We start from the raw sequence: 21,982 nt of genomic DNA, 5'->3' as shown, positions 1-21,982 counted from the left end.
ATAACAACTTGTTCTCTAGCAGCTGTTATCCCTTACTACTGCGTTAAATTTGCTTGCAATAGGCCAGCTATTGACGCACAAATTTGCCTTGTATTAAGAAATAACTTCTGGCTAGAGTGATACTTCGCTTTTGAATTTAGTGATTTTAGTGATTTTAGTGGATTAACTTACTTCTTATCCCGAGTTCAGGTTAAGTAGTAATTGATGAACTATCAGTCACGATTGAGATTATACTTTTTCATCTTCTCAACTAATGTTGTACGGCGAACGCCCAAGATTTCAGCCGCGCGAGCAACCACATAATCGTAGCGCTCTAAAGCTTGAGTGATCAAATCAATTTCAAGCTCTGCTAAATATTCTTTTAACTCTATCCCTTCATCTGGCAGTATGCCAACATTCGATGCTTGCGGCGCAAAATCTTCCGCTACCATGTCCTCTTCGTCGTCACTAAAGCCATCGCTAAATAGTTCATTAAACGCATCTTTTTCTAACAGTTCTTCTGGATATTCAGGTTCAAACGCTTCGACTTCTATATAGCGGTACTTTTGTGGTAAATCCGTCACATCGACAACCTTGTCTGGGAACATAATCACCATTCGTTCCACAAGGTTTGCAAGCTCTCGAATATTTCCAGGCCAAGCGTGCGACTTTAAGCTGTCTACGGCTCTATCCGTAAACTTAACCGAATTGCCCGTTTGTTCATTTACTCTACGTGTTAGTTCTTTTAGCAGTAGCGCAATATCTTCCGCACGCTCGTTTAAAGAGGGGTTTTCAATGGGGAATACATTGAGTCTGTAAAATAAGTCTTCGCGAAACTTGCCGTCTTCAATCATGGTTTCAAGATTACGGTGCGTTGCGGCAATCACACGAACATCCGCCTGAATAGGCTTTGTGCCCCCGACTCGTTCATAGGTACGTTCTTGCAAAACTCGTAACAATTTCACCTGCATTTGCAGTGGCATATCACCGATTTCATCGAGAAAAAGCGTACCACCTTGCGCGAGTTCAAAGCGCCCTTTTCTGGCTGAAATCGCGCCAGTAAACGCGCCTTTTTCATGACCAAAAAGCTCGCTTTCTAACAGTTCACCAGGGATAGCACCACAGTTGACTGGCACAAATGGTCCTTGAGCACGTTTAGACAATAAGTGCACGTTACGTGCAACCACTTCCTTACCAGTTCCCGATTCACCCAAAATAAGGACATTGGCGTCGGTTTTAGCCACTTGAGAAATCAAGAAACGAACATTTTTAACCGCTTCGGTTTCCCCAACTAAGCCATCAAAGCTCTTATTTTGAAGCTTATTTTCTTTGTTTGGAAGCATACGCAAGTATTGCTGACAGTCATGTAGCAATTGCATTGTCACGTCTTGCCCAAAGGGTTCGGTGATGAGCCCTATCACATTCGGTAATGCAAGTAGCGGCCTGAGCGTTTCACCTATTAATAAAAACGGGACGGCGGGATGAGATTTTATCAATGCTTCATGTGTTAAGCTTTGCAAAGCGCCTAGCACAAAAATTGGTTCTTGGTTATTATCAAGGATCTTGGCCTCATAACGCTCTTCGGCCAGCACTTCATTTGCTTGGCCGACAAAACTAAGTGCCGTACCTAATCCGATCGCTCTTTTGTTGTTGTTATCTAAGATCAAGACCATTGCTTGAGAACCAATCTACTTAAAATTTTTTCAATAGTTAGATTGTAAGAGAGATTAAGGGGGATGCAATACCTAAGTGGCAACTTTTTGACATTAACGCCAAAAAATCGCCACCAGAGCTGTTCTATATCAATACTTTGGTATTAATTTACAATAAACCTAGTACCGATGATGCAGACTGATTAGCTTGACCACGCAAAGCAATAGACGCTTGTGACAAAATATCGTTGGCAACTTGATCGCTCACCGCTTGCGCGTAATCGGTGTCTTGAATTCGACTTTGGCTCGCTGCAATGTTCTCACGTTGGTTACTCGCAGAGCGAATTGTACTAGATACCGCATTTTCAAATGCGCCAAGCTCAGCGCGTTGGNCCTCAGAGACTGTATCTGCCGCATCAATGGCAGTTTGGGCACCCGCTTGCGTCGATATGTCCACATTCAATATTGCACTGGCAAAACCACCATCAGTCTGCTGTAGCGACTGAGTAGTATTAGCATCGGGACCTACCTGAAAACTACGAGACTCACCATCAAAAATTTGTGCGCCGCCAAATGTAGTATTTTCAAACGTTTCACTGATTTGCGTTTGCAGCTGCGATACTTCCTCTTGCAATGCTTGACGGTCACTATCTGTCAACGCCCCATTACCAGCTTGAATCGATAATTCTCTAATCCGGGAAACCGCATCATTCACACCCGATAATGCCGAGTCAGCAGTTTGCGAATACGAGATACCATCATATGCGTTACGAATAGATTGACTGTAGCCGTCCTGTTGAGAAGTCAAACGATTAATGATCTGCAAAGCTGCAGCATCGTCTGCAGCAGAATTAACCTTCTTACCAAAAGCCAGCTGTTGATTGAGTTTATTAGCAGTCTGCTCCGTGCGATTAAAAAAAGCAGTACTTTGTGATTGGACTTTCATATATACCCCCATTCACTATTATTAGGTCAAATTTACGCTATTGTGAGCAAAAAGTCACCATAGTCGTTAAATTTCCTGCAATGGCTGGCATAAATACTGCAAAACCTATAGAAGTGATATAAAGTATTGAGTAGTAGCTAATTTATTGTATCGATAAGATATCTAAAGCAGTTTCGATACCCGATACTGTAAAGTTTTGATTGCACCTGTAGGTGGACACCCTATGTTTGATAATAAAACCATATTAATAACCGGCGGCACAGGCTCTTTTGGCAAAAAATATGTCAAAACATTGTTAGATCGTTATAAGCCAAAGAAAATCATCATATTTTCGCGCGACGAGCTAAAACAGTTCGAAATGCAACAAGAATTTGACCAACCCTGTATGCGATATTTCATCGGTGATGTACGCGATAAAGACAGGCTGCGTCGAGCAATGCGCGGAGTTAACTATGTGATTCACGCCGCAGCGTTAAAACAAGTGCCTGCCGCTGAATACAACCCAATGGAATGCATTAAAACTAATATTAATGGTGCAGAGAATGTGATTGATGCCGCCCTTGATAATAACGTAGAAAAAGTCATTGCTCTTTCGACTGATAAAGCTGCAAACCCTATAAACTTATATGGTGCGACAAAACTTGCTTCTGATAAGTTATTTGTTGCTGCTAACAATATTGCAGGCGGTCACAAAACGACTTTTTCTGTTGTTAGGTATGGTAATGTTGTGTGTTCTAGAGGCTCTGTTGTCCCAGTTTTCCAAAAGTTTATTGATGAAGGCAAAGATCACATACCTATTACTCATCCGGATATGACTCGCTTTTGGATTAGCTTGCAGCAGGGAGTAGACTTTGTACTTAAGAATTTTGAGCGAATGTTGGGTGGCGAAATCTTTGTACCCAAGATACCCTCAATTAGAATTACCGACTTAGCAGAAGCAATGGCCTCTCACCTCCCACAAAAAGTAACTGGTATTAGGCCTGGCGAAAAACTGCATGAAGTTATGTGCCCTTCCGATCTTTGTTTTGATACATATGAGTATGACGACCACTTTATCATCGCCCCAGGTATAAAATTTAGTAGTAGAAGCAATGACTTCACGACTAATGCTTTAGGGGAAAAAGGCAGACCTGTGCAATCGGGTTTTGAATACAACTCCCTTGATAATAACCACTACCTAAGCGTAGATGAGATTATTGAATTTAATAAAAATGCGCTGCAGTGAGCGATAAATTATGATCCCTTACGGTAAACAAAATATCAGTGAGCAAGATGTTGAAGCGGTGATTGAAGTTTTACACTCTCAATGGCTTACTCAAGGCCCAAAAGTGCCTGAGTTTGAAAAAGTTATAGCGGATTATTGTGAAGCTAAATATGCGTGTGCAACCAATAGTGCAACATCGGCGTTACACATTGCTTGTTTAGCAATTGGAGTTGGTAAAGGCGATTATGTTTGGACGTCACCAATTTCGTTTGTTGCGTCGGCTAACTGCGCTCTTTACTGTGGCGCACACATTGATTTTGTCGATATTGAGTTAGAGACGGGCAATATGTCAGTTGAAAAGCTGGCTGAGAAACTGATTGAGGCTAAACGACTCAATAAACTCCCCAAAGTCATCATTCCTGTACATCTAGCGGGCCAATCTTGTGACATGGAAAACATCCATAAGCTGGCAAAAAAATATAGTATTCGAATTATCGAAGATGCTTCACATGCAATTGGAGCAAAGTACCAGGGCAAAGCGGTAGGGGGATGTCAGTATTCAGACATAACAATCTTTAGCTTTCATCCCGTCAAAATTGTGACATCTGCCGAGGGTGGCATGGCAACAACCAATTGCGCATATTTAAATAAATCAATGCAGCGTTTAAGAAGCCATGGTGTAACCAATAAACAAGAAGATATGACCGAACCTAGCCATGGCCCTTGGTATTATCAACAACTAGAGCTTGGCTTTAATTATCGAATGACTGAGCTACAAGCTGCTCTTGGAATTAGTCAAGTCAAAAGGTTAGACGAGTTCGTAACCATTAGAAATCAATACGCTAAACACTACATGCAACACCTCGCTGGGCTGCCCGTCGAACACTTAGCGCAAGACTCTAACTGTTATTCTAGCTACCACCTATTTATTATTCGATTACACAAGCAAGCTAAAATGGCTCATAACGCACTGATATGCCACCTTAGAAAGAGGGGAATATGCGCTCATATGCACTATATTCCTATTCATCTACAACCCTATTACAAAGCGCTTGGTTTTTCAGCTGGCGACTTTCCTAATGCTGAAATGTACTACCAGCAGGCTATCACCATCCCTCTATTTCCAACGATGACGAAGCCAGAGCAAACATTAGTTATAAAGGAACTACAGCAAGCATTATGCGATTAGCTTTAGGTACTGTTCAGTTTGGTCTGGACTATGGTGTGAATAATCCTCAAGGTAAGACCCTCGATAGTGAGCTTGATTCCATACTTAATTTGGCAGCGAAGCATAACATTGATTTATTAGATACTGCCACAGCATATGGTAACGCCATTGAGCGCTTGGGTAAAAGAGACCTATCCCCATTCAAAGTGGTGAGTAAACTCAAACCGATACAAGGCGAGCGTTTAGCTACCGTTGACATAGACAACTGCTTGCAAGAGGTCGAAAACACAGTCAAACAACTCAATGTTACCCAGCTGCATGCCATTATGCTGCATAATGCCGGAGATTTATTAAAGCCTGAATGTGATGTACTACTTCAAGAATTAAAGCGTTCACAGTTTGCTACCAAGGTTGGTGCATCTTTTTATTCGCAACAACCTATTTTAAATTTGTGTAAAAGCAATCAGCTAGACATCGTGCAATTGCCACTTAATGTAGCAGATCAAAGCGCCTTAAATACTGGGCTGCTAAATCAGTTAAAGCAAAATGGTTGTGAAGTGCATATACGCTCAGTTTTTCTACAAGGGTTGTTGCTAATGACAAGTATACCTGACTACTTCGAACCGTGGAAAAACTGGTTTGGACATTACAAGCAGCTGATCGCCTCGCTCGATACCAACCCAATAGAGTTATGTCTAGGGATTGCAAAACACTTAAATAGTGTTGATAGAATTGTAATTGGTGCTAATTCTCTTGGGCAACTTGCCGATATTATTAATAGCTATAACAAATGTGATATTGATCATAGTCAACTTGTTAGCCTAGCTACAGAAGATGAAAACTTTATAAATCCGGTCAATTGGAAATTATAGGTGCGAAACAAATTGAAACTTGATAAATGTAATAAAATGCTGGGAAAAGCAAAGCAGCTGATCCCTGGGGGAACTCAACTCCTATCTAAAAGACCTGACATGTTCTCTCCAGATGCATGGCCAACCTACTATCAAAAGGCAACAGGAGCAACAATATGGGATCTGGACGGTAATGAATATATTGATATGAGCATCGCAGGGATCGGTGCGAATGTGCTAGGTTATGCAACAGAAGAAGTTAACCAAGCAGTGATTGATGCGATCAACAACGGCGTAAGTAGCTCGCTTAATTGTCCTGAAGAGGTTGAATTAGCCGAGCTGTTAACACAACTCCACCCTTGGGCTGAACAAGTCAAATACACCCGCAGTGGTGGGGAGGCTATGTCGGTCGCAGTAAGAATTGCTAGAGCAGCAACAGGCAAAGAAAAGATCGCATTTTGTGGTTACCATGGTTGGAGCGACTGGTACATAGCCGCTAATGTCAGCTCAGATAAAGCCTTAAATGATCATCTCATTCCAGGGTTAGCGCCCAAAGGAGTGCCCAAAAGCTTGGCAGGTACCTCCATACCATTTGGTTATAACAATATTGAAGAGCTTGAAAAAATAATGGCACGACATGGGCATGAAATGGCTGGTGTTGTAATGGAACCTTTTCGCAATTATATGCCTGATGAAGACTATTGGCCAAAAGTAGAGCAGCTTTGTAAAGACTACAGCGTACCTTTGATTATCGATGAAATATCTATGGGTTTTAGGCTCAACTGTGGTGGTGCGCACCTAAAGTTGGGTATAACACCAGATATTGCCGTATTTTCCAAAGCACTTGGAAATGGCCACGCAATCGCCGCTATCATCGGCAAAAAAAAATGGATGGAGCACAGCCAAGATTCGTTTATATCTAGTACCATGTGGACAGAACGTGTAGGTCCAGCCGCTGCGCTGGCGACCATCCGTACTTTTGAGCAAAACCAAGTGGAAAAACATTTAGCGCATATGGGCGAACAAGTCATGTCTGGTTGGCAAGAATTAGCAAATAAGCACGGCTTAAAAATTTCAATCGGTGGCATCCCTGCCCTCGCCCACTTTGGTTTGCAATACGATAACTTTATGACTTTGAAGTCTTACTTTGTACAGCTTATGTTAAAACAAGGCTATCTAGCATCAAACTTATATTATGCAATGTATGCACACACTCAGACTCATATAGATGGTTACTTATCGGCAGTGGATAATGCTTTTGAAAAACTAAAAAAAGCCATTGACAGTGGACTCTTTGAAACACAAGTAACACCAGCAACAAGTGGATTTAAACGACTAAATTAGGCAAAAAGTTATGAAGTTAAGAATTGCCGGCAAACAAATTAGCAACGAATCTCCTTGTTATATTGTTGCTGAAATGTCAGGTAACCATGGTGGTAACATCGATGATGCTCTAGAGATTTTACGCCAAGCTAAAGCTGCAGGCGTTGATGCTGTTAAACTGCAAACCTATCGAGCATCAACCATTACCCTAAACGCCAACACTGAGGACTTTCAGCTACCTACCACAAGCCCTTGGGCAAAGCATAAAAACCTCTATGAGCTTTATGAAGAAGCTCATACTCCTTGGCAGTGGCATGAACAATTATTTGCAGAAGCGAAGAAACTCGGCCTAACCCTTTTTTCTTCGCCATTTGATGCAACCGCTGTAGAACTACTTGAATCTCTCGATGCCCCTGCGTATAAAGTTGCTTCTCCTGAGATAACCGATCTAGCTTTGCTAGAATGTGTCGCTAAAACTAAAAAACCCGTTATTTTATCTACCGGAGTTGCCGAATTGCATGATATTGAGTTGGCAGTATCAACTTTAAAAAAGCATGGCTGCTCACAGTACATTCTCTTGAAGTGTACAAGTGCTTACCCCACCCCTTATGAAGAGGTTAACCTAAATACAATTGTTGATATGAAGCAGAGGTTTTCTTGTCCTGTAGGTATTTCTGACCATACACAGGGAGATACTGTACCAATTGCAGCCGTAGCGTTGGGTGCTAAGTTCATTGAAAAGCATATAAAGCTGGATGATGATAATGAATCTGTCGATAGTTTTTTTTCATTAACGGCAACAGAGTTTGCAAACTTGGTAAAAAACGTTCGCAATACTGAAAGTGCGCTTGGCCAAGTAACCTATGAGCTAACCAAGACGGCTCGTCAAAGTTTAAGGGGAAGACGCTCTTTATACTACAGCAAAGATATTAAACAAGGTGAAACTATCACTCTGGAGAATATCAAAAGTGTGCGCCCGAGCCTTGGGTTACACCCAAAATACTTACCCAATATGCTGGGAAAGAAGGCCAAGCGTGAACTGTCGTTTGCAACAAGAGCATCGTTAGATGATGTCACTGACCAATGAACACACATGCACCATATTGTTTGCGCCTATATGTGGCAGAGCAGTCGGCTTTGGGCATGTTAGTCGCTGCTTAAGTATTGCCACATATAGCGAACATAACAAAAGCTATTTGCTCTTGCCAGAAGGCTTGGACATAGTTGATGAGCGCTTAACTAATGTCACTATTATCCACAGTATCGAGCAACTAACACAATGTGACATTATTATAAGTGATCAACTGGATGCTCCAGTACTCGAGATACAACAAGCTAAAAAACAATTTTCCTGCTGTGTTGTCAGTTTAGACCACTACCAAAATACAGCCCCCGCAGACTTGATAATCAACTTGAAGTCGCTTCCTGCCAAGCTTAGTGAAGCGCAATGCAAAGCTGTCGCGGGGCTAGAATTCGCAATCATTGCACCAAAGTTCGAAAACTACCGAACCCCCAAAAAGGTTCAACAACAAATTCACAATGTATTGATTATGTACGGCGGTAGCGATCCAAACCAGTACACGCTTTCTACGCTGGAATTCCTGTTATCACTGGATAAAAAGTTAAATATCACAGTAATCTTAGGCCCACTAAACCCGCTTTACAAGCAGGTTTGTGACATGCAAAACTCAAAGAAAGCAACTGTGAATATTCACAGCGCGCCTGTCCAGTTAGCACACTATATGTCAAATCAAGATTTAGCATTTTGTGGTTGTGGTACGTCACTTTTTGAGCTGTCATACCTTGGTACACCCTGTATCGTACGCGCACAGAATGAGCGAGAAAAAATGTTTATCAATGATATCGCTCACTATGAACTAGCAATTGATGCTGATGATGACTATCAAAAAGCATGGCAACAAGTACAAGGTTTTCAGATAAGGCAAAAAATGACAGTTTCACAGCAAAATACCATTGATGGCTACGGGGTGAACAGAATCCTAAAATTATGCGAACAGCTAATTGCTGATAAGCAAACTCAAAAAGTGGAGCACTATGAGTAAATGGTTTGTAGCAGTTACAGCTGGTCGCTGGCAACTGTGTGGAATAGTAGCAGCAAAGCGCCTTGGCTATAAAGTAGTTGCCATTGATAGTGATGAAAGTGCACTTGGTTTTAAATATGCCGATGAAGTAATTTGTAAGCCGTTTTGCGCTATACAAGAAATATTGACAGCCCTTAGCAATAAATCTATAGCCGGTTGCCTAAGCATATGCTCTGATGCAGGTATGACATTGGCAGGGTTGATAGTCGACCATTTCAATTTACCAGGCCCAGGTCTTGTTATAAGTCAGCGGTTAACAAGTAAAAAACTACAAAGGTCAGCTTGGCAGAATATCCCATCATTGGCCAACCCAAGTTTTATATGTAGCTCAAACTTTGATGCTCTTGTTGAACAAGCCCATCAAATCCCTTTCCCCGCTATCATTAAGCCTGTAGATTCAGCTGGCAGTCGGGGGGTACAAAAATTAACTGATAAAGCACAATTAACAGAGCATGTTTTTCAAAGTGCACTGCAACACTCCAAAAGCCAAGAAGTTATATTAGAGGCATTTGTGACAGGTGAAGAGTATACCGTCGAGTCATTACAAATAAATGGGCAAAGTACCATTCTTGCAATCACCGAAAAAAGTAAATTACCACAAAGTAACTATACGGTAGCGTACAAACTAGAAACAGCGACATTTTCAGAGCAATTATTAGATAAAATTCACAACGCGATTAATAACGCATACAGTAGCCTTGGCTATTTTGATGGCATTGGCCACGCAGAAATATTACTAGATGCTCAAAATAATATCACCATTGTTGAAGTGGCTGGTAGAGGGGGCGGCTTTTTAGTCTTCGAGTCTTTAATTCCTAAAGTTACGGGTTTGGAAATCGTGCCATTGACAATAAGAATTGCGTGTGGTGAGCAACCAAAGCTTGAAACGTTTACACCTAAACACGCTATTTTAGAGTTTTTCCCAAGCAGTGAAGGAACAATAAGCGCTATTGCCAATTTTGAACAGCTAGCAAATATTGAAGGTTGTGAAGGAGGTAACTTCTTTGAAATTGGTGATAAAGTGACATCAGCTAATTGCGATGGAGCCAGATTAGGATATTTATTAACATCTGGCGTTAACAGTGAGCACACTCAAAAACTGCACCAAACAGCCCTAACAACGATAAGTTATGAGGTAACACCCAATGAAAGTAATTGATGCTCATTTACACTTGAACTCATGGCAATTCCCAAAATTAGATGAGGCCATAAACGAACTCGAACATCAAATGACCAGTGCAAACATTAGCAAAGCGGTGCTACTTCACCTACAAATTCAGCCTTGGAGTAAAGAAGAGTTAGCTAAAGCGCTTAGCGGCAAAGGCAAATTTATTCCCTTTGTTAATATTCACCCTATGGATGAAGATGCTAAACAAGCGCTTTCACTTTCAATTAGTAAGCTTGGTTATCAAGGGCTCAAACTGCACCCGAGGCTACAAAAATATTCACCCGATGATGAGAGAGTCATTACATTATGCCGATATTCAGGAGAGCTAAACGCACCTGTATTATTAGATGCATTTCCAGATGGCACAGCTTTGATGCAAGGCTTTGATCCTCTTGCTTTTGCCCGGCTAGCTAAAGCCTGTCCAGACACCTCATTTATCTGGGCTCATATGGGCGGACATAAAGTCATTGATTTTATGATGCTGGCAAAGCGCTTACCGAATGTATTTATGGATTGCTCTTATTCACTATTGTATTACCGAGGCAGCAGCGTGGTAGATGACCTAATGTATGCGATGAAAAGCATGAGATACGATCGCATTTTTTATGGCTCTGACTACCCTGATCGTTCATTAAGCGATTCTTTAACACAAAGCTTAGAACAGTTCAAAAAATATAATGTTCAAGGCGAAGCACTCGAAAAGATACTGATACAAAACTTTGAGGATTTGATCCGTGACTGAATTGAACAATGAAGATTACGAACAAATCAAAAACTTTTATAACGACCGCTTCTATGCCCAAGGTGATTGTATTGGCTCTGTTGGCTGGCGAGATCAAGCCACCCAATTTTTACGATTTGAACGGTTAATCAATACATTAAAACTAGATAACAAAACTATTTTAGATATTGGCTGTGGTTTAGGTGACTTGGTGCATTTTCTCGATGCTAACCAAGTACAAAACTACCGATATGTCGGAATAGACATCGCAGACAAAATGATAGAACAAGCAAGCTCTCGGTTTTCAGGGCGGGATAATGTTGAGTTTTTCGTTGGTGATATATTTGAGTTCGCTGATGCAAACGAGCATAAACAAATTGATATAGCGCTCAGCTCTGGCATGCTAAGTTATAAAATTAGCGATAATTTGGCTCATGCTCAGCGAGTCATCACTAAAACTTTCTCTATAGTACATGAGACGATGGCATTCAATTTCTTATCTGATCAAGTTGATTACCAACTCGATAAAAACTTTCACTACAATAGCTTAGATATCTTAGGCTGGATCAAACCTTTAACAAATAAATTCGTATTGGATCAAAACTATCCATTATGGGAATTCACATTGCAAGTTTTTAAACCCGGGAGAAACATATGAGTATTAAAGCTAAAATTGTGGACTACATAAAGAGTAATCGGGTTTCTACAACAGAGGTTGCAGATGCTTTGGGAAAGACTGGTGCATTAGAACAAGTGTTACCTGTAACGCCAGAGCAACATAAAGTCGGTATAGTCCGCTGCATTTTTGCCAGTCATGGGTCTAATTATCATGTTCATGACCAAGTCCGCGCGATAGAAAAGGACGAAATCGCGCTCGTACTGACCCATGAATGTGACAATAAAGCAGTACTGGGTGAGTTAGTGAGTAAGTATTGTTTGCTTTATAAAGAAGCACAAGCACTTGTGGTGGATGGTTTTTTGAGAGATATAGCAGCCGTCAAAAGGCAAAGAATGAGTATTTGGTGTACAGGCACCACACCAATTGGCTGCGTTAATCAAGATAAAGGCTCATTCCCTGAAGCAAAGCAACAAGCATATCTAAACAAATATGAAGGTGCAATTGCTGTGTGTGATGATGGTGGCGTAGTTATCATTGAGCAAGATAGAATTAATGAAGAAACATTAGAGAGCTTACACACAATTGAAATACAAGAAGATATTTGGTTTTTTTGTTTAGATACTCTTAAATGGGATACTAAAAAAATTGTCTGTGAAAAGGCTTATTTAGAAGAGAAGTCATTGCTTAGTGAGGTGCACATACAACAGCTTAAATCATTAAAGGGCTCATAAATGAATAATCTGTTAAGTTTGATGGGAGAATCTACTAATATCGCTCTTGCCAACCGTGTTAGAGAAATGATTGCCGATGGTAAACCTGTACTACAATTACAAACTGGCGACCCCGATTTTGCAACCCCGCAGCCCATAGTGCAAACGCTCATCAAAGCACTTCATGATGGCAATACACATTACTGTGCAAGCTCAGGCTTAGCTCAGCTAAAAAGCGCGGTTGCAATGAAGTTAATAGAAAAAAATAAATTTAAACAAGCGCATAGCACCAACGTAAGTATTACGCATGGAGCAGTTCAAGCGATTCAATTATCGTTGGCTAGTATTATAAACCCTGGTGATGAAGTTGTATTAATTGCTCCCTTTTGGCTCGCGTACCAAAGTGATGCGCTACTTGCAGGGGCAAAGGTTAAGATTTTAAAAACTCAGATGTCCGCTGGCTTCATTCCTGATCTCACAGAATTAGCATCGCTATTGAGCACTAAAACAAAAGCCATCATAATTAATAGCCCAAACAACCCCACCGGAGCAATGTACCCAGTTCCACTACTTAAAGAGCTTGCTGAGATTTGCAGAAAAAGGGATATATACATCATTAGTGATGAAGTCTATGAAGACATTATATTCAACACGACCCATACCAGTATTCAAGCCGTTGCCCCTGATTATCAGAAGATCATCTCAGTATTTAGTTTCTCAAAGTCATATGCAATGACAGGATGGCGTGTAGGCTATCTATATTCCAACGCCGAGATTGCGAAACAAGTTAATAAATTACTACAATTTCAAAGTACCTGCCTCAACCCAGCTTCACAGCTTGCCGCAGTATGTGCATTACAAGACCCTCAAGTAGCAAAATTGCAAACCGAGCAAGTCGATACATATGCTCATCGAAGAGCTAAAATTCTTGATAAAATTCAGGGCACTTGGTTAGAGAAAAGTACCAGCATTTCGCAAGGCACATTCTATATCTGGGTAAATATCAGCCGCTTTAATCTCAGCGCTATCGAGTTTTGTGAGTTGCTGTTAGAGCAACATAAGCTGTCGCTTACGCCCGGCAACGCATTTGGCGAAAACTATCATGATTTTATTCGTTTTACTTTCTCAACAAATCTGAGCGATATCATGACAGCACTCGATATACTTATAGCCTTGGAAATTTAATCATGTTTGCATACATACCAGCTCGAATCGGCTCAAAGCGAGTACCGAAAAAAAATATAAAGCACCTTGCTGGCAAGCCCATTATTTGCCACGTCATTGAAAACCTGCTCCAGTGTCCCAACCTGCAAGGTGTAGCTGTCTCCACCGACAGTGATGAGGTAAAACAACTAGTTGATAAATATGATAAGGTGGTCACACTATCATCAAGAACATCAACGTTAAGTGGTGATGATACTGGGTTTATGGACCTTGTTAAATATGACTTGGATCGCTTTGGCCAACACTTTAGCTCAACTGATGTGCTTTTTACCTTGGCAACTTCCGCACTTATAAAACCCCATGAGTATTCCGCTGGAATTGATAAATTCAATCAAGGTCAACACAACTTAGTCATGAGCGTCACCGAGTATCTTCATCATCCTATGTTGGCACTCATCGAAGATGAGACAGGCCACTTATCTCCATTGCATCCTGATGCCTACCTGGCGCAGACGAAAAGCTTGCCTAAGTCATATATTGATAGCGGTAACTTTTACGTGTTTAATTATAAAACAATGAAGCAACACAATATGTTCTTAGAGCACACACCTATCGCCCCGATTGTGCTACAAGCAAATAGAGCGATTGATGTTGATACCATGGATGACTGGCATCGACTTGAAGAAAGCTATAGTGAATACGAAATATCGAGATAGAATGTCATTCTACTGTGTTGCTAGAAGGAGCTCTCCAATCAAAGCCCGTAACTAGTTTGCAAATAGCAAATCATGGAAAAGCTCCTTCTATCTAGAGCAAACAAAGCTCACCAGCTCAATTCGCTACACGTTTAAGCTCAAACGTTTGATACAAGATATAGCAATTAATAGATTAGCAAAATATAAAATTGAAATGCCATACAAAAAATCTGTAGCTCAAGAAATTCTGCTTTTAATATAGAAGCTATCTACCATTGATAGCTTAAACAGTAATATGGACTAATTACAGCACCAAAACTAAGTTTAAACCATCCTCTATCAGGACTATTTACCCCTTCAAAGTCAACTACTTCAATACCTAATTTCGCAAGTATTGTAAATGCTTGCCATAAAACAGCAGTCCCTGTGGAAGTATTTCTATATGCAAAATCATTCGCACCAAAAAGGTAATATGCAGTATTTCCGAGCCAAACAAACACCGCCATACTCGCTAAGCTTCCACATTCAGTTTTTGCTTCAACCATCAGTGCATTTTCAGATTTTAATAATTTCGTTAGGAGCCTGCGCATTTGCGGCAGGATATTTTCATCTAATTTAATTTTTTGCCGTTCAAAAGTTCTGCAATATAAATTCAAAAATGCTTCTACATCTACAGACTCGTTGACGACAACTTGGTCTCGGTAAGAGTAACGAACTGCTTGCCTCCTTGATACAGACGCTTGTTCATATAACCTATACATTGAAGGTTGCTTAAGCTCTTTGAACTCTTTGATATCAGCTTTACATGTATACCGAATCGACTCCACGTACATAGGCTTATCATCATGATAGTGTACCCACTGGAAAGGCCGAATATCCTGTAAGAGTGGGGATAATGCAACCTGAACACTTGAGTAATTATCAACCAAAAACTCGGCAATACATTGCAAGGCTTTAAACTCTTCAGAGCTCTTCTGAGCTTGGTTTAAGTCTTTTAATTCTTTTACAAATATCCCGTCGTGAACAACTAACTCATGTCCTATGACATTCTGTGAGAGACTATCAAGGGCTAACAAGCATCCCGCGACTACCTCATCTCCTTTCTTACATATAAAAGCTGAAAAATTTCCATCTAAAGAGTTAATAAAACAAGACAAAGCAAATGGGGTTGAATTATTTGAAGATCTAACCAAAGAATCCCAACTTTCATCGATAGCGCAAGCAACCATTCTATACTTGTCCAATTTAGCCATGCATTCCCTCAACTTCTTTAATCAAACCTTCTTCTAACAACATGTGAATAGTTGAGATTAATTCAAGTGCATTTACATCAATTTTTTCAGCAATGGATATCAAATCACGTTTGCCGTCGCAATAAGCAATAAAGTTAGTCAAAGTTCTGATATCCGTATAGTCAAGTGACATACTGCTTAAAGTTGGATACAACCCTCTTTTACCCAACTGCGGCTCACAAAGTACTGTCACCTCATATGTCGAGTTGGCTTCAATTAAACATATAGCACGAAAAACAGACTCTAAACCTCCAGCTAGTCCACTCTCCGTTACAAGGTTTAAGTCGTCCAAAGAGGTATGATACTCAGGATAATCTCCGTACCTTGTTCTCATTATTGAGCCAATAGGTAAGTCAACTCCTGGTGCACAATATTGCCTTTCATCGCTCCCTCTAGATAAATAATTATATAAACGATAATTAGGTGCAAAATGTTTATACATATGTATTGCTGCGCGGTCAGACAGTGTGCACTCTGCCCTTGATTGTAGATAAGAAAAATTCCTATCGTCTCCAATGCAAGTTAAAACATAACCTGCCATAGTTTTGTTCTTAATCTCTTCGAGCCTTTCTGACAAGAATGTAATTGCTCCGATTGTTTCTGGGACAAAAACAAAGCGATAGCTGTATTTTCTAGAGCTTAATTTCTGTAATTCCCTAAATAGCGCCATAGATACAACAGGCCCGGATAGTTCATTATTGGCCATTGAAGGGTGGCAAATATATGTAGAAATTAAAACCTCCTCCTCAGTCTCTCCTTTTAAATAGAGTTCTCCATAATTTAGCTCGCCATCAAAGTGTTCAGAGTCAATGTGTACTTTATAGATTCCCTCACCAAGTTGTTTTCTTTGCTTGTCAGTGAGGCAAAAACCCCATCTTGGAGCATAATATGAGGTAACATAAGGTATGGCATCTGGTTGCTCAGGCAATGAGTAAAGATGCTCTTGCAATTCATCTAGAGTTAGTTCTTCATCAACAGCTATGGAATAGCTCATTACATGCAGGTTATTGTGCTTGAAGTCTATTATTTTCTCACCATTCGGGTCAACTACGAAAGCATCCTTGATTAGCCACTCCTGAGGAACAGTCCAATCAAACACATTCGTGCCAGTTGGCACTGAATGTACTTGAAGATTCGGCAGTTCATTTTTGATAAACTCAAGTGTTTCCCTAACACCCTCGCCAGTTATACTTCTGCAAATTGGAAATAACTGCTTGGCCCAATGGTGCATTTCGCTAGCAATACTCATGAAATAGCTTGATGATTTAATCATTCTTAATGCTCCAAGACATTAACAGCCCCCCCTCACTATCAATTTTTGACAGAGGTCTCTGCTCAGGTTTAAAGCCTATCTTTTGATAAACAGATATTGCACGCGTATTATTTTTACTAACTCCCAAAACCATTAATTCGGTGTCAAACTCCGAGCTGGCATATTCTGCAAATGCACAAATCACCTCAGCAGCAACACCTTTTCCTTGATAAGATTTCTCACCAATTAGGATCCCCATCTCAACAATACTTTTATCCTTTTTTAAGAACTCAAATTTCACATTGCCTATGTGTACCCCTTCAGCTTTATCAAATATTCCTAGCAGAAAACAGCTCTCATCAAGTCTGAATTGCTCAATATAATCTCTTAGCTCATCAAGGCTAAAATTAGTATTAGTTATATACCTAGCTTCACTTCCTTTTAGCCAAGATAAGTATCGCTTTGTTGCGTGCTCTTGCCTTAGCTCATTTAAGAAAAATCTTTTTGTGGAGATCATAAAACCTACTTCTTTAATACTATGTTCCACCCTGTAGTTTTTTGGTCAGTGCCATAGACTTCTAAACTTGTATGCTCTAAATGAATAAGCTCAAAATCTTCCGTTAATTCCTTAATTATTTCGCTATCGAAGAAGTGAACTTTGCCAACTCCAGAAAACGGCCCTTCCTTATAACCTGTTCGGACATAACCATTATCACCAAAGGGTTTACCGCCACTGTAGTGGCTGTGTTTTGTACTAAACCAATCTGTTATGATGAGATAGCCACCATCACTAAGATGCGTATGCGCTAACCTTAGATACTTTCTGATTGAAGGTGTGTCGTTGTGAACAGAAGCAGCCCTATCTACTATTAAATCAAAACTCTCTTTAAAAGGTATAAAGCTTGTAAAGTCTGCTACTTCTAAATTATTAACAAGTTGTGGGAACTTTTGTTTCAGTGATGAAATAATATGCTCACTACCGTCTATACCATAAACTTTATCGGTGTGGGCTAAGAAAAAAGGTAAGTTAGCTCCAGCTCCACACCCTACCTCCAGCACTTTGCAAGCCCTTCCAGTAGTTGCTAAATCAGTGTTTCTAAGACACAAACTTACAAGTTGACTCCATGGCCATACGGAAAAATGTTTGTTGTTTTTGTATAACTCGTTCCACTCTGGTGAAAATCCCATGTTGTCTCCTAATTAAAAAATGCGCGCCTCAATCTCATGATTTATGGCTTTAATTACGTCAGCCAGACAGAACCACTATGCCGCCCAGCAATAATAACATTTTCGAGCTCAGCTTCTACCTTACCTTGAATTTCATTAGACAATATTTTTAATTTTTTGTCTGGTACTGGATAGAGTATTATGTATTACCTGTTCTGATTCGTCAGTTAAGCGATGATTTTTTCCGATAATTTCCATATCACGCAATTCCTTCAATATATCTTCACTACTGATGTGCAAGCTCTCTTCAGGGCTAGATAGAACTTCTGCAGTCACCTTACTATTATTATCGAGAGTCGTATTTCTGGTAAAATTATTGTAAAAAGTTAACCTAAACGTTCTATAGTTTCTGTCCCAGTTCCAAACGTAGTGATTATTACAATTAAGTAAGGGTTTGTCGAAAGAGTAATGGAAGAGGTTTGCAGTTTTTAAAACAGGTTTATAATTAAAACTGCACTCGATATTACTAAGCTTTAATAGTATTGATGGTGGAGCAGTCCAAATTATTAGATCGCTGTTGTAAACTTCACCATCAGAAGTGATTATACTAGTTACATTCTTTTTATATACATTAACCTGTTGAACTTCAGTTGAAGTAAGAATGTTTACTCCATTTCTAACAGCTCTTTCTTGCATCTTACCTATCCAAAACTGTATTCTTTTTTATCTTTAGGACGCAAGTAACATTCCTGATCAGTAACTTTGCCTGAATAATATCTAATAGAACTATAGGCAAGCTTTTCATCATACTTAGGTATTTTCTTGAAGCTTTCAGTCGTTATGTCATCTAAAACTACGACTCTATCAAGATAAAAATAACCAACTTTCGGTTGAATGGACGATAAATCCACATCGCTTCCATAAAGCTTATAAATAGCGGGCTTAAACAACCCATGATCATACATGATCATAATAGATACCTTTTTCAGATTGGAAGTAATTAAGAAGTCCGCCACAGCTTGAGCTGCTTTCAATTAAAGTAATATTGAGATTTTGATTCATAGTAAGCTTATTTACAGCAAATAAGTCTGAAAGACCCCCACCAACCACAACAACATTCTGCTTTCGCATTAGTAATTACCTCGTTCTAGACTTCAAAAGTATGATCGCTAGACTTATTCCAGTTCTCTCGATAAAGTTTAGGTGCTGAAGCCAAAAAGTCACACCAGACGCCTTTTAATTCTTGATAATAAGGCAAAACGCTTTGTGAACTTCCATAATTAAATAACATATTAATAATTATAGAGTTTAAGTAAAGCGCTTCCCCCTCCAAAACCATATAGTGATGGCTGAACTGAGTTTCTTTCAAGGAAATGAGTAAGTGTACTTGTTTTATAACTTGTTCATACGCCTCAGTCCTTGAATTAACTGGCTCGGAAAGAATATCAATTAGCGTTTCACAAAGTTTCTCAAAGCCTTCAAAATCTAAATGCTTTTCTATTTTAAAGTCAGTATCAGGAATATAGAAAAGGCTATTTTTCACGTACTCGACCACATCAAACCTACTAACACTTTGATTTTCAATAATTAAATCAGATGAATGTAATGGTAAAGCACCTTCGATTTTCGCCCCACCGCTGCAGTTATAGCAATATACTCCTTTCGCTCTTTCTGTTTTCAAAAGGCGTTCCATTTGCACTTTACCCGAGTAGAGAAAGTGNCAATTACATCTTGACCAAAGTTACCAGGAATGACCATCTTCGAGCCAATGTGTAACGGCTGATAAACTGTATCCCCCTCTTTATTATAATACATACTTGACTTTGAGTGGTGATGTGAAGGGTCAACATAGCCGTTATCTACACCAAATAGATAAATATTTTTAAAGCCCAAAGTCACAACATAACTCAAGGCCATATTACCTACTAATGGATTGCAAAATGGCAAAGTAGCACTCGCGGTTTTTCCTTCCAGAATTTCCGAGACTTGGTGTAAGCTAGTTCCAGCTTCCCTGCCTTTTAACCCAGCACCAGCCCAAGCAAAAAGTTCGGCTACATCTTGATGCATAACATTCACAGTAAGTAAAGACATTTGCTTTCTAGCACTTTCTGGCAAAAAGGCCTTGAGAAAATCATATGTTTCACGAGAACGCTCCAAGGCAGCGTGGAAATCCGGAATAATACCGTTGTTAATTAATGCAGTACTCGCCGAATTGCAGGAAACGATGATGACCTTCTCTCTAATGCTCTTTAAAAGCTCTATTTCAGAATCCAGAGATGGGCCATTGGCAACAACTACGACGGGAAAGTCTTTGTAATCATTTACTGTTGTACTATGGGCATGGCAAAAAGGAATTTGTCTGTTTACATTTTCGCAACTGTGTGCCAAACTCATGAAAGCATCGTCGATGAAACCCCATCCCATAAAAAACTCATGAAAATTATCCCGAAGTTTATAAATAATATTATCTATAGATTGAGAAGGGTAATGTTGAAAAAACCACGAATTTGAGATTGTAAATGGGCCTTGGTCTTGTGCTCTGCTATATAGATCCTGATAGATTTCATCCTCAGAGACTCCTATACTGATATACAGGAAAGAGCCTGCTTCATTAATATTCTCGAGGTAATTTGACCAGTCAAAAGTAAATAAGCTTGCGTAAAAATAGTCCTCTTCAGGCTCGAAAAGGTTGATATATGTACTAGGCACGTGTTTTAAAATCTTTTCTAGATGATAACCTAAGCCGACACCAAATATCACAACGCTAGGCACTTTACCTTCAATAACACGATTTTCAGTTAATTCTTTTTGTGCTTTTGAATACACCTTACCAGCTTTTTTTAAAAGCTCTACATGAATAAAGTCATATTTATTTTCCATTTTTTCGAGGTACTCATAACTTATTTTCGAAAAAATAGGTGACTCTATGGCATTGCTTACTTGGTTACTAACTTGCTTAACAGGCGTTTTGGAGTACATTGGTACTTTAGTTGCGTAATCTACGATATTGGCATCACCATTATCTTCGATAAAAAGCTCAAACTCATCACTAGGGAGAAAATTAACAAACCTTTCATAGATTTCTGGCAAGTATTTTTTAAAGGCAAGTAAGTTTTTTTCGTATAATAAGTTTGCCTTTTGTGTAAACTTAAGCTCAAGAGAGTGTTTATTTAAAGACTTGCTTAGCTTGCCCTCAATATTTTTTAACTCTTCATTAATATCACTGGTATTATAATTCATAATCGTCTCTAGAGGTGCTAAATTGACTTATATACTTTCACAGCTTTGGAGCTTTGCATCACTGATTTAAGTTCTTTCTTGATTGAAGATTGCTTTAAAGTAGCAGTATGTATTGCTTTCTCTAGCTCCTGATAGACAACCTGAAGGGAAACTAATACTTCAGGGGTAAGACTATTTTGATCTGATATGGATTCTAATAAAATATCAAGTTCTGAGAACTTTTCCATAGCATCTTTAATATTTCCTTCTGTAATACATTTACCTACCTCAGTGATCCCCTGATTGATATGCTTTACCTTATCCTGCATCAGCACTACTGCCATTTTGCTTAAGCGTTTCTTGTCTAACCTCTACTGGAATAGCATCCCACGCCGACTTAATTTCTTTGAGTAAATTAGAAACTTCATCAATTATGTCTGGATCATTTTTGACACTCGCTTCAAGAAGCCTGTCCAGCATATAGCTATACAATGCGTACAAATTTTCGGTAACCTCACCACCGACATTAAAATCTAACGACCCTCTTAATGCATCGATTATTGCGGAAGCTTTTGATATATGTTCGGCCTTGGCTTCTAAATGCTTTTTCTCGATGGTGACTTTGGCGAGCACCATTTTCTCAATCGCACCAGACATCAACATCTGAATAATTTCATAACGATCTGCACCCGCCACTCGAGTTTTAAGCGCTTCTCTCTGATAATTCTTAACTTTTGCATTATACATGTT

The 21,982-nt window shown here is 39.6% G+C and carries 25 protein-coding genes; 12 read left to right on the top strand and 13 right to left on the bottom strand.

Going from position 1 to position 21,982, the window contains the following annotated elements; all coding sequences use genetic code 11:
* Positions 1-212: 212 nt before the first annotated feature.
* The gene (locus CKO50_RS11220) at positions 213-1,652 is read right to left on the bottom strand and encodes a sigma-54 dependent transcriptional regulator (RefSeq protein ID WP_095728219.1); all 1,440 of its coding nucleotides are present in this window, start codon (positions 1,650-1,652) and stop codon (positions 213-215) included.
* 148 nt (positions 1,653-1,800) lie between these two features.
* Positions 1,801-2,577: a flagellin gene (locus tag CKO50_RS11215; protein WP_095728218.1), complete on the bottom strand. Its 777-nt coding sequence runs from the start codon at positions 2,575-2,577 to the stop codon at positions 1,801-1,803.
* 223 nt (positions 2,578-2,800) lie between these two features.
* Here CKO50_RS11215 and pseB point away from each other — a divergent pair, with 223 nt between their 5' ends.
* From pseB to CKO50_RS11155, 12 genes are read left to right on the top strand one after another with little or no spacing between them, the layout of a single operon-like run.
* The gene (pseB, locus tag CKO50_RS11210; protein ID WP_095728217.1) at positions 2,801-3,802 is read left to right on the top strand and encodes a UDP-N-acetylglucosamine 4,6-dehydratase (inverting); all 1,002 of its coding nucleotides are present in this window, start codon (positions 2,801-2,803) and stop codon (positions 3,800-3,802) included.
* A 10-nt stretch (positions 3,803-3,812) separates the two neighbouring features.
* On the top strand, positions 3,813-4,970 hold the full coding sequence (pseC, locus tag CKO50_RS11205; RefSeq protein WP_095728216.1) for a UDP-4-amino-4,6-dideoxy-N-acetyl-beta-L-altrosamine transaminase: 1,158 nt from the start codon (positions 3,813-3,815) through the stop codon (positions 4,968-4,970).
* Positions 4,961-5,821, top strand: coding sequence for an aldo/keto reductase (locus CKO50_RS11200; RefSeq protein ID WP_095728215.1), 861 nt, complete (start codon positions 4,961-4,963; stop codon positions 5,819-5,821). The genes pseC and CKO50_RS11200 overlap by 10 nt, the downstream gene beginning before the upstream one ends.
* Before the next feature lie 12 nt (positions 5,822-5,833).
* A complete protein-coding gene (locus tag CKO50_RS11195) occupies positions 5,834-7,144 on the top strand; it encodes an aminotransferase class III-fold pyridoxal phosphate-dependent enzyme (protein WP_217989650.1) in 1,311 nt (436 codons plus the stop codon).
* Between the two features lie 10 nt (positions 7,145-7,154).
* The gene (gene pseI / locus CKO50_RS11190; RefSeq protein WP_095728214.1) at positions 7,155-8,210 is read left to right on the top strand and encodes a pseudaminic acid synthase; all 1,056 of its coding nucleotides are present in this window, start codon (positions 7,155-7,157) and stop codon (positions 8,208-8,210) included.
* Entirely contained in the window at positions 8,191-9,186 is a 996-nt protein-coding gene (locus CKO50_RS11185) for a hypothetical protein (RefSeq protein WP_095728213.1), read from the top strand. The genes pseI and CKO50_RS11185 overlap by 20 nt, the downstream gene beginning before the upstream one ends.
* Positions 9,179-10,384 carry an ATP-grasp domain-containing protein gene (locus CKO50_RS11180; RefSeq protein ID WP_095728212.1) on the top strand — a complete coding sequence of 402 codons (1,206 nt, stop codon included), beginning with the start codon at positions 9,179-9,181 and terminating at the stop codon, positions 10,382-10,384. The genes CKO50_RS11185 and CKO50_RS11180 overlap by 8 nt, the downstream gene beginning before the upstream one ends.
* Entirely contained in the window at positions 10,371-11,135 is a 765-nt protein-coding gene (locus tag CKO50_RS11175; protein ID WP_095728211.1) for an amidohydrolase family protein, read from the top strand. Before CKO50_RS11180 ends, CKO50_RS11175 begins: the two co-directional genes overlap by 14 nt.
* The gene (locus CKO50_RS11170) at positions 11,128-11,772 is read left to right on the top strand and encodes a bifunctional 2-polyprenyl-6-hydroxyphenol methylase/3-demethylubiquinol 3-O-methyltransferase UbiG (RefSeq protein ID WP_095728210.1); all 645 of its coding nucleotides are present in this window, start codon (positions 11,128-11,130) and stop codon (positions 11,770-11,772) included. The genes CKO50_RS11175 and CKO50_RS11170 overlap by 8 nt, the downstream gene beginning before the upstream one ends.
* A complete protein-coding gene (locus CKO50_RS11165) occupies positions 11,769-12,464 on the top strand; it encodes an RraA family protein (RefSeq protein ID WP_095728209.1) in 696 nt (231 codons plus the stop codon). Before CKO50_RS11170 ends, CKO50_RS11165 begins: the two co-directional genes overlap by 4 nt.
* Positions 12,465-13,628, top strand: coding sequence for a pyridoxal phosphate-dependent aminotransferase (locus tag CKO50_RS11160; RefSeq protein WP_095728208.1), 1,164 nt, complete (start codon positions 12,465-12,467; stop codon positions 13,626-13,628). It begins immediately after the preceding gene.
* Between the two features lie 2 nt (positions 13,629-13,630).
* Positions 13,631-14,323, top strand: coding sequence for an acylneuraminate cytidylyltransferase family protein (locus CKO50_RS11155; protein ID WP_095728207.1), 693 nt, complete (start codon positions 13,631-13,633; stop codon positions 14,321-14,323).
* A gap of 248 nt (positions 14,324-14,571) precedes the next feature.
* Here CKO50_RS11155 and CKO50_RS11150 read toward each other — a convergent pair whose 3' ends face one another.
* The 11 genes from CKO50_RS11150 to fliS form a co-directional block, all read right to left on the bottom strand.
* Positions 14,572-15,555, bottom strand: coding sequence for a GNAT family N-acetyltransferase (locus tag CKO50_RS11150; RefSeq protein WP_095728206.1), 984 nt, complete (start codon positions 15,553-15,555; stop codon positions 14,572-14,574).
* Complete coding sequence (locus CKO50_RS11145; protein WP_217989649.1) at positions 15,548-16,867, bottom strand: DUF4910 domain-containing protein; 1,320 nt, start codon at positions 16,865-16,867, stop codon at positions 15,548-15,550. Before CKO50_RS11145 ends, CKO50_RS11150 begins: the two co-directional genes overlap by 8 nt.
* Positions 16,860-17,363 (bottom strand): GNAT family N-acetyltransferase, encoded by a 504-nt coding sequence (locus CKO50_RS11140; protein ID WP_095728205.1) that lies wholly within the window; start codon positions 17,361-17,363, stop codon positions 16,860-16,862. Before CKO50_RS11140 ends, CKO50_RS11145 begins: the two co-directional genes overlap by 8 nt.
* Before the next feature lie 5 nt (positions 17,364-17,368).
* Positions 17,369-18,034: a bifunctional 2-polyprenyl-6-hydroxyphenol methylase/3-demethylubiquinol 3-O-methyltransferase UbiG gene (locus tag CKO50_RS11135; RefSeq protein WP_095728204.1), complete on the bottom strand. Its 666-nt coding sequence runs from the start codon at positions 18,032-18,034 to the stop codon at positions 17,369-17,371.
* A gap of 135 nt (positions 18,035-18,169) precedes the next feature.
* Positions 18,170-18,709 (bottom strand): hypothetical protein, encoded by a 540-nt coding sequence (locus CKO50_RS11130; protein WP_095728203.1) that lies wholly within the window; start codon positions 18,707-18,709, stop codon positions 18,170-18,172.
* 5 nt (positions 18,710-18,714) lie between these two features.
* The gene (locus tag CKO50_RS11125) at positions 18,715-18,984 is read right to left on the bottom strand and encodes a hypothetical protein (protein WP_095728202.1); all 270 of its coding nucleotides are present in this window, start codon (positions 18,982-18,984) and stop codon (positions 18,715-18,717) included.
* Positions 18,971-19,075, bottom strand: coding sequence for a hypothetical protein (locus tag CKO50_RS25120; protein ID WP_368665262.1), 105 nt, complete (start codon positions 19,073-19,075; stop codon positions 18,971-18,973). The genes CKO50_RS11125 and CKO50_RS25120 overlap by 14 nt, the downstream gene beginning before the upstream one ends.
* An 85-nt stretch (positions 19,076-19,160) precedes the next feature.
* Entirely contained in the window at positions 19,161-19,694 is a 534-nt protein-coding gene (locus CKO50_RS11120) for a hypothetical protein (RefSeq protein ID WP_095728201.1), read from the bottom strand.
* Positions 19,691-21,253 carry a 6-hydroxymethylpterin diphosphokinase MptE-like protein gene (locus CKO50_RS11115; RefSeq protein WP_095728200.1) on the bottom strand — a complete coding sequence of 521 codons (1,563 nt, stop codon included), beginning with the start codon at positions 21,251-21,253 and terminating at the stop codon, positions 19,691-19,693. Before CKO50_RS11115 ends, CKO50_RS11120 begins: the two co-directional genes overlap by 4 nt.
* A 17-nt stretch (positions 21,254-21,270) precedes the next feature.
* Positions 21,271-21,576, bottom strand: coding sequence for a hypothetical protein (locus CKO50_RS11110; RefSeq protein WP_141240135.1), 306 nt, complete (start codon positions 21,574-21,576; stop codon positions 21,271-21,273).
* Entirely contained in the window at positions 21,551-21,979 is a 429-nt protein-coding gene (gene fliS, locus CKO50_RS11105) for a flagellar export chaperone FliS (RefSeq protein WP_095728198.1), read from the bottom strand. The genes CKO50_RS11110 and fliS overlap by 26 nt, the downstream gene beginning before the upstream one ends.
* Between the last annotated feature and the right edge of the window lie 3 nt (positions 21,980-21,982).

This window comes from Pseudoalteromonas sp. HM-SA03 (assembly GCF_002289345.1).
In the GTDB taxonomy this organism is placed as follows: domain Bacteria; phylum Pseudomonadota; class Gammaproteobacteria; order Enterobacterales; family Alteromonadaceae; genus Pseudoalteromonas.
Note: the sequence above shows the minus strand (reverse complement) of the source record. Positions and strands in the feature narration are given on the sequence as shown.